The organism is Streptomyces sp. CLV115 (assembly GCF_038448545.1).
Lineage (GTDB): Bacteria > Actinomycetota > Actinomycetes > Streptomycetales > Streptomycetaceae > Streptomyces > Streptomyces sanglieri.
In genome coordinates, this window is the sequence record NZ_JBCEWQ010000097.1 from 24899 (window position 1) to 32520 (window position 7622).

The 7622-nt window shown below is 71.9% G+C and carries 7 protein-coding genes; 2 read left to right on the forward strand and 5 right to left on the reverse strand.

Annotated elements, in window-relative coordinates; all coding sequences use genetic code 11:
• Positions 1-130: 130 nt before the first annotated feature.
• The 3 genes from AADR41_RS27830 to AADR41_RS27840 are packed head-to-tail and all read right to left on the reverse strand — an operon-like array spanning position 131 to position 3046.
• Positions 131-1021, reverse strand: coding sequence for an AfsR/SARP family transcriptional regulator (locus tag AADR41_RS27830; protein ID WP_342284153.1), 891 nt, complete (start codon positions 1019-1021; stop codon positions 131-133).
• 23 nt (positions 1022-1044) lie between these two features.
• Positions 1045-1452 (reverse strand): SgcJ/EcaC family oxidoreductase, encoded by a 408-nt coding sequence (locus AADR41_RS27835; RefSeq protein WP_342284154.1) that lies wholly within the window; start codon positions 1450-1452, stop codon positions 1045-1047.
• Positions 1453-1465: 13 nt separating this feature from the next.
• On the reverse strand, positions 1466-3046 hold the full coding sequence (locus AADR41_RS27840; protein WP_342284155.1) for an FAD-binding oxidoreductase: 1581 nt from the start codon (positions 3044-3046) through the stop codon (positions 1466-1468).
• Between the two features lie 273 nt (positions 3047-3319).
• Here AADR41_RS27840 and AADR41_RS27845 point away from each other — a divergent pair, with 273 nt between their 5' ends.
• Positions 3320-4798 carry an MFS transporter gene (locus AADR41_RS27845; protein WP_342284156.1) on the forward strand — a complete coding sequence of 493 codons (1479 nt, stop codon included), beginning with the start codon at positions 3320-3322 and terminating at the stop codon, positions 4796-4798.
• A 54-nt stretch (positions 4799-4852) separates the two neighbouring features.
• On the opposite strand, the gene AADR41_RS27850 is transcribed toward AADR41_RS27845, so the two are convergent.
• The gene (locus AADR41_RS27850) at positions 4853-5698 is read right to left on the reverse strand and encodes a class I SAM-dependent methyltransferase (protein WP_342284157.1); all 846 of its coding nucleotides are present in this window, start codon (positions 5696-5698) and stop codon (positions 4853-4855) included.
• Positions 5699-5862: 164 nt separating this feature from the next.
• Here AADR41_RS27850 and AADR41_RS27855 point away from each other — a divergent pair, with 164 nt between their 5' ends.
• Positions 5863-6477 carry a TetR/AcrR family transcriptional regulator gene (locus tag AADR41_RS27855; protein ID WP_342284158.1) on the forward strand — a complete coding sequence of 205 codons (615 nt, stop codon included), beginning with the start codon at positions 5863-5865 and terminating at the stop codon, positions 6475-6477.
• A gap of 259 nt (positions 6478-6736) precedes the next feature.
• Here the strand turns inward: AADR41_RS27855 and AADR41_RS27860 are convergent, their stop codons facing one another.
• Entirely contained in the window at positions 6737-7498 is a 762-nt protein-coding gene (locus tag AADR41_RS27860) for a MerR family transcriptional regulator (protein WP_342284159.1), read from the reverse strand.
• Positions 7499-7622 lie beyond the last annotated feature (124 nt).

The following is a 7622-nucleotide window of genomic DNA, read 5'->3' on the forward strand; positions in this document are numbered from 1 at the left end:
GGACGGACCGTTGGACTGTCGGCGCCGGGCATGGTGCGTCGATGGGGAGCCGCTCCAGACGCCCCGTCCGGCTCCTCCAGCACGAATCGAGGGGCATGGACGTGCGTGCCGTACGTCCGGTTCATCCGGTTCAGGCGACGTGCCGGGAAACGGTCCCCGGGCGGATGACGGCCCGGTCACGCCATGCGGACAGCGCGATGCGTTCGAGATCGGGCGCCGGATCGGAAGCCAGGACGGCCTCGTACAGCCGCTGCACCGAGCGCGAGGGTTCGAGCCCGAGTCCGTCGCCGAGTATCCGGTGCAGCCGCCGGTACTCCTGGATCGCCTCAAGGCGTCTGCCGGACCGGTAGAGGGCGAGCAGCAGCCGCTGCCACAGGCCCTCGGCCAGCGGGTGTTCCACGAGCAGGCCGCGCAGCGCGGTGAGTACCTCGTGGTACCTGCCGAGGAAGAGCTGCGCGTCGACGCACTGCTCCACGACGCGCAGCCGCTCCTCGGTCAGTCCCGTCGCGTGCGCCTCCAGTACCGGGCCGTGCTTCACATTGGAGACCAGCGGGCCGCGCCACAACGTCAGTGCCTCTTCGAGCAGTTCGGCGGCCCGGGGCACGTTCCCCTGCCTGAGCGCGGTACCGCCCTGTGCGGCCAGGGTCTCGAACCGGCAGAGGTCGATCGTCTCCGGGGGGATGCTCGCGCAGTACCCGGAGGAGGTGGTGCGCAGCCACGGCCCGTGCGACGGGCCGGCGGTGGCCTCCTTCCAGGCATGTCCCCGGGGCCGGTGCCCGGCCCGCCGGGTCTGCGGGTCGGGCAGCGTACGACGGAGCTGGTACACGTAGGTCTGCAGCGTGGTCAGTGCGTTGGGCGGCGGGTCGACGCCCCAGAGCTCGTCGACGAACAGATCCTTGCGCACGATGTCCCCCTGCCGCAGCAGCAACAGCGACAGGGTGCTGCGCAGTTTCGGCGCCGACGGCGTCAGGTCCTCCGTGTTCTCCGATACGTCCAGCGCGCCGAGCACCTTGAAGTACATGGGTCCTCCTCCTGGGGCGCCCGTCAGGCGGGGCAGTTGTGATACGCCGTGACCCGCCAGACGCCGTCGGCCCGGGCGAGCACGAAGGTCGCGACCCGCTTGTCGCTCTCGGCCAGTTCGGTCTGTCCGTCGAGGAGGATGCCGAGGTCGCTGACCACGACCGCGGTGTCCGCGCCGGTGCGGCGGACGATGCGGGGCTCGTTGAGCGGGCGGCTTCCCCGCATCGGTCCGTCGAACGCCGCGCGCATGAACTCCCGGATCGCGTCCTTGCTGTCGAGGACCAGGCCGGTCATGACCAGGGTCGCGTCCTCGGTGTACATCTCGGCGACGGCGTCGGCATCGTTCGAGGTCCAGGCGCTCTGGAACCGGTCCAGCAGTTCGCGCACCGCGACGTCGGTCTGCGTTGTGGTGTTCTGGTCGGTGTGGGACATGGTGTGTTCCGTTTCAGTCGGCCGGCTGGATGGACAGGGCGTGACGGAAGACGTTGCGCGGGTCCCATCGCTTCTTGACCCGCTGCAGCCCGGGGTAGTTCTGCTTGTAGTAGAGGTCGTGCCAGGGGACGCCGGACGTGTTCCAGTCCGGGTCGGCGAGATCGGTGTCCGGATAGTTGATGTACGAGCCGTCGTTCGTTGCGTCGGGCACCGGCACTCCGCCGGTTTCGCGGTAGACGTCGCGGTAGAAGCGCCGCAGCCAGTCGAGGGACGCCTCGTCGTCGCGGGGATCCAGCCAGGTCGCGGTGTAGGCGGCCTTCAGGACGGAGTCGCGCTGCACCAGCGCGGTGGCCTCCGGAGCGACGTCGTTGACCCTGCCGCCGTAGGAGACGAGCCAGACGCGGGCCATGTCCAGCATCGGCGGAGCCGTGGTCAGGTGATCGAAGACGGTGTCGACCTGCGCGGTGCTGAACCCCTTGCGCAGATAGCCCGCCTTCCCCTTGTAGCGGGCGTACTCGGAACCGCGTTGCGACTCCTCGTCGCCGTTCGGCGGCATCAGCACGTACAGCCAGGGCGCGGCGGGAATCATGTGGCGGGTGCCGCCGACGCCGTCGCTCACGGCATCGAAGTACTTCTCCACCAGCGCCGCCCCGTCCGCGCCGTCGCCGTCGGCCAGCGCGTAGATCAGGATGTCCGCCGGGCCGTCCTGCTCCTTGCGGCCGGAGAGCATCAGCGTCGAGTGCAGCGCCGTGCCGGGCCGGCCGGGATCGCTGTTGTTCTCGTGCCAGTCGGCGTGGTTGCGCATCAGCCGCCGGAACGACTCCTTCGGCAGATCCGCCCACGACCACATGAGGACGCCCCCCGTCAGGGAAGCGGGCGGCCTGGGCAGCAGATCCGCCGGATCGTCCCCCTCGGCACCGGGCGACCGCAGCCAGTACCGGGTCACCACACCGAAGTTGCCGCCCCCGCCCCCGGTGTGTGCCCACCACAGGTCACGATGGGGATCGTCGCTCTCCCGGGTGGCCAGCACGGCACGGGCCCGGCCCGCCTCGTCCACGACGACGACCTCGACGGCGTACAGGTGGTCGACGACGGAACCGTGGGTGCGTGAGAGCGATCCGTAGCCGCCGCCCTGGATGTGACCGCCCACGCAGACCGAGTGGCACCAACCGCCGGGAACGGTCACTCCCCAGGTCAGGTAGAGCGTGCGGTACACCTCGCCCAGCGTCGCTCCCGACTCCAGGACCACGGCGCGCCGTTCGGGGTCGAAGTGGATCGCGTTCATCCCGGTCATGTCGATGATCACGCCGTCGGGGTGCTCGCCCACGGAGTTCTCCAGCGAATGACCGCCGCTGCGCACCGAGACCGGCCGGCCGGAGTCGACCGCCCACTGCACCGCCGCCACCACCTCGTCGGTGGAGCGCACCACCCGGAAGCAGGCGGGGCGCTGGACGAACCGCTCGTTGCGGCGGCGCAGGGCGAGGTCCTCGTAACGCGGGTCGCCGGGATACACGGCCGACGATGCCGCACTCCCGTCGCCGCGCTCCGCGACTGCGCCTTCCCGGTGCGGGGCACTACCGGTCACTTGGGCCATCGGGTGGATCCTCCGTGTCCGCTCGATCGGTCCCGGCTCTGTGGAGACGAGACCTCTCGAACTTCCACTCGACCGGTCCGGACTCGCTGAATTCCCGCTGAACCGGGCCGTTTTCCGGACACCAACGCCGGACGACCGGGGCGTGCCCCGGCCCGGCGCGGGCGTGGCGTCAGGAACTTTCCGAGCGTCCCGGACTGGCCACAGATACCCCTGGGGGGTATGCTGCGTCGCGTCGAGAGCTAGATACCCCCCTCCCGTATAGGAGTGTCTGTGATGAATGCATCAGCCGCACCGAACGCGTCGGCCGATCCACGGAGATGGTCCGCGCTCGCGCTGATCGCCCTGGCTCAGTTCATAGTCATCATGGACACGTCGATCATCGGCGTGGCCCTGCCCGAGATGCAGGCCGACCTGGGCTTCTCCCAGGAGAACCTGTCGTGGGTGTTCAACGCCTATGTCGTCGCCTTCGGAGGGCTGTTGCTGCTCGGCGGGCGGCTCTCCGACCTGCTCGGCGCCAGGCGCCTGTTCGGCGCCGGATGGGTCGTCCTCGCCGCGGGCTCCCTGACCGCGGGCCTCGCAGGTGAGGTCTGGGTCGAACTGACCGGGCGGGCCCTGCAGGGCGTGGGCGCCGCGCTGATCGCGCCGTCCGCCCTCACCCTGCTGATGACCCTGTTCGGCTCACGGCCCCAGGAGCTGGGCAAGGCCTTCGCGCTGTACGGCGCGGCCGCCCCGGCCGGCGGCACCGCCGGAGTCTTCCTCGGCGGGGTCATCACCCAGTACGCCAGCTGGCCCTGGGTGTTCTACATCAACATCCCCGTCGCCCTGATCGCCCTCGTCGCCACGCCCGCCGTCATGCCCTCGGGCGCGGGGCGGCGCGGCTCGATTGACCTGGCCGGCGCGGTCACCGTCACGGCGGGGCTCGCCGCCGCCGTCTACGCCATCGTCCGTGCCCCCGAGACCGGTTGGGGCTCCGCCGGGACCTGGCTGGTCCTCCTGGGCGGAGCGGCGCTGATCGCCGCGTTCGTCGCGATCCAGGCCAAGCGGCGCGAGCCGCTGATGCGGCTGGGTATCTGGCGGGCGCCCAATCTGGCCGGTGCCAACATCGCCCAGCTGCTCATGGCCGCCGCGTGGATCCCCATGTGGTTCTTCCTCAACCTCTACCTCCAGCAGGTGCTGGGGCTCGGCGCCTTCGCCTCCGGCTCCGCGCTGCTGCCCATGACGGTCGCCATCATGATCATGATGATCGTCCTGGCGCCGCGTCTGATCTCCCGGTTCGGGCCCAAGCCGCTCATCGTCCTGGGGCTGTTCGCGCTCGGGGCGGGCATGTTCTGGCTCTCGCTCGCCCGCCCGGACGGCAGCTTCCTCGTCGACGTGCTGCCCGCCTCCCTGCTCTCCGCGGTGGGCATGTCGCTGGCGTTCATCCCGTCGCTCGGCACCGCGCTCTCCAGCGCCCGCCCGGAGGAGGGCGGTCTCGCCTCGGGGATCGTCAACACCAGCTACCAGGTCGGCTCCGCGCTGGGCCTCGCGGCCATGACGGCGATCGCCGCCGCGCACGGCGCCGGTGAACCCGGGAACCCGGTGGCGCTCACCAACGGCTTCTCCGCCGCCTTCCTCGGCGCCGCGGCCCTCGCGGTGATCGGTGGTCTCGCCGCCCTGCTGACCCTGCGCACCGCACCCGCCGCACCCGCCGGAGGCACGGGCGACGGTGCGGGCGAGGGCAGCGGTGGCCGGCCGGAGAAGGCCGCGGCCTGAAAGGGGGCGGGTGTTCCCCGAGTGATGTGGTCGGGCGGCGGACGCCGCCCTCGTTCATCCGGGCCGTCGGGCAGTGACCAGCAGGGCGGCGCTGCGCAGTCGCAGCGCGCCCTCCCGCTCGTGGGGGAGCAGCAGGCCGACGAGCCGCTGCCGGGCCCGGACCCGCTCGTCCTCCCCGGCCCGGCTCAGCAGATGCCGGCCGGGACCGGAGTCCAGCAGGAAGGCGGCGGCGTCGGAGGCGTCCCGGCCCCAGGTGCCGTACGCCTCGACCGGAGCGGTCCCGATCGCCTCGTACCCGGCGCGGGAGAGCACGTCACGCACGGTCTCCGGGTCGGCCAGCGAGAACATGCCGGGGTTCGCGGAGGTGCCCAGTCCGCCGACGGGCAGCAGGTCGCCCAGCCCCCGGATCGCCTGGAGCCACTCGTTCCGGTCGGCCCGCGCGGTGCAGACGAAGGCGATCCGGCCGCCGGGGCGCAGCGCCCGTCCGATGTTGGCGAAGGCGGCGACCGGATCGGCGAAGAACATCACCCCGAAGCGGCTGATCGCGACGTCGAAGGTCCCGGTCCCGAACGGGTGGACCTGGATGTCCGCCTGCTCGAACGCCACATTGCCGATGCCCTCGCCCCGCGCGGACTCCCGTGCTCGGCCCAGCATCGGGGCCGACAGGTCCAGGCCCAGCGCCCGCCCGCCGCCGGCCCGTCGCGCGGCGAGGCGGGTGGTGCGCCCCGCCCCGCAGCCGATGTCGAGGACGCGGTCGCCCTCGGCGATCGCGGCGGCGGCGAGCAGTGGCTCGTCGAACCCCCCGTTCACTCCGTCCCAACGGTCCTGGTTGGCGGCCCAGAACGTCCCCTCGTAACCGTTCCATGCCTGGTCCTGATCCCTGTTGGCGATGTGTCGCATGCGGTGTGCTCCCCCTGAACGCTGCTCGAAGTGCTGCTCGAACCTGGCCTGTGTGCCGTCTGGTTGCGGCGCCCGCGGACGTCGGGACGACTAGTATGGGCGGGTGCCCATTCAAGGTATGGGCAAGCGCCCATACTGTAAACAGGGCGAGAGGGAGGGAATCGGTGTCTCCGCGCGGTGTGACGACTCCGGACGTCCGTGAGCGGCTCTTCGCCGCCGCCGAGCGGGTGTTGGAGCGGGACGGGCCAGGAGCCCTGACGAGCAGGGCGGTCACCGCCGAGGCCGACTGCGCGAAGGGCCTGCTGCACGCACATTTCCGCGGACTGGACGAGTTCGTCGCGGAGCTGGTCCTGGACCGCTTCGCGCGGGTGGCCCGGCAGGCCGGCGAACTCCGGGGGAGGGCGGGGCAGGACACCGTCGCGGAGAACCTGCTCGGCATCGCGCTCGCGCTGCTGTCCTCGGCCGGCCCCGCCGTCGCCGGACTGGCGCTCACCCGCCCCGCGGCGTCCTCGCACATCCGCGAGGCCCTGGCGGGCGGTGCGCCGGGCTTCGACACGGTCCAGGACGCGATCACCGACTACCTGGACGCGGAGCGGCGGGGCGGCCGGATCACGGAGGGGGCCGACACCGCCGCCGCGGCCCTCGCCCTGGTCGGGACCGTCCACCACCTGCTCATGACCGGCACGCACGACCGGCAGGGGGCGCGGGAGCGGGCCGGACAGCTGGTGGCCCTGCTCGATGCCGCACTCCGGCACGGGCCCGGCCCCGTCGCCGACTGAGCGGGGACGGACACAAGGACGCCGCCGCGGGACCGTTCCCGCGGCGGCATCCCCGCAACCGGGCGGTGTCCGTAAAGTCCGAGCCAGGCCCTTCGGGCGTACTGCGGGACCTCACGGACACCGGTTCGTGTTCGTCAAATCCGAGCCAGGCCCTCCGGGCCCGCGGCGGAACCTCACGGACACCGGTTCGTGTCCGTAAAGTCCGGGCCAGGCCCTCCGGGCCCGCGGCGGAACCTCACGGACACGGCTCGACCGTCGTTCAGCTCAGCCCGGTCGACACATACGCCTCGATGGCGTCCCGCTGGTAGGCGGCCAGTCCGGGTGCGATCGCCTCGTACGCCGCGCGCCACTGCTCGTTCTCCACACAGGAACGGCCGATCGCGCGGTACTCCTCGGCGGAGACCGCCCGCAGCCCGGTCAGGGCCCGGTGCTGAGCCTCGATCTCGGCCTGCACCGGATCGGCCCCGGCGGGTACCCCCGCCGCCAGCAGCTCGGCCAGCCGGATCATCTGCGCCGTGCGCTCGCGGTGTCCGGCCTCGATCTGCTCCTCGCTCATCGTCGAGGTGTGCCGGTCGATGTCCCCGGCCAGCCCGGGGAAGTCGCGCAGGCTGTCCCTGTACTGGGAGGGCCGAACGCCCTCGAAGAGATTCTCCGGTCGGTTGATGGCGGTCATGGGGCCACCGTCCTTTCTGGAACTCTCCAGTTCGGCGATCGTGCGGGAGACGGTGCCGGCCAGCGCGTCGAGCCGGTCGCGCTCGGCGAGCAGCCGGCGGTGGTGACCGCGCAGCGCCTCCACCTCGTCGACCTGCGAGGCCAGGATCCGCCCGATCTCGGGCAGGCCCAGGCCCAGCGCCCGCAGCACGAGGATCTGCTGCAACCGGAGCAGCTCGCCCTCCCCGTAGCGGCGGTGGCCGTTGGAACCGGTCCCCGCGGGCGGCAGCAGGCCGATCTCGTCGTAGTGCCGCAGCGTCCGAGCCGTCACACCGGACATCCGGGCGACCTCCGCGATCGGCCAGACCATCGCCGCCTCCTCACACGATCACCTCACCGGGCCGGTCTCTCCGGCCCTGGTCAGGACGGTAGAAGCTGCCGTTGCGGCAACCGCAACCCCGGAGCCGGGGGGGGGGGGGGGGGGGGGGGGGGGG

Coding starts and splice junctions, on each gene's coding strand:
- AADR41_RS27835 (WP_342284154.1), bottom strand. CDS start 1,452: ATGTCCCACACCGACCAGAACACCACAACGCAGACCGACGTCGCGGTG.
- AADR41_RS27860 (WP_342284159.1), bottom strand. CDS start 7,498: ATGGTCTGGCCGATCGCGGAGGTCGCCCGGATGTCCGGTGTGACGGCT.
- AADR41_RS27840 (WP_342284155.1), bottom strand. CDS start 3,046: ATGGCCCAAGTGACCGGTAGTGCCCCGCACCGGGAAGGCGCAGTCGCG.
- AADR41_RS27845 (WP_342284156.1), top strand. CDS start 3,320: ATGAATGCATCAGCCGCACCGAACGCGTCGGCCGATCCACGGAGATGG.
- AADR41_RS27830 (WP_342284153.1), bottom strand. CDS start 1,021: ATGTACTTCAAGGTGCTCGGCGCGCTGGACGTATCGGAGAACACGGAG.
- AADR41_RS27850 (WP_342284157.1), bottom strand. CDS start 5,698: ATGCGACACATCGCCAACAGGGATCAGGACCAGGCATGGAACGGTTAC.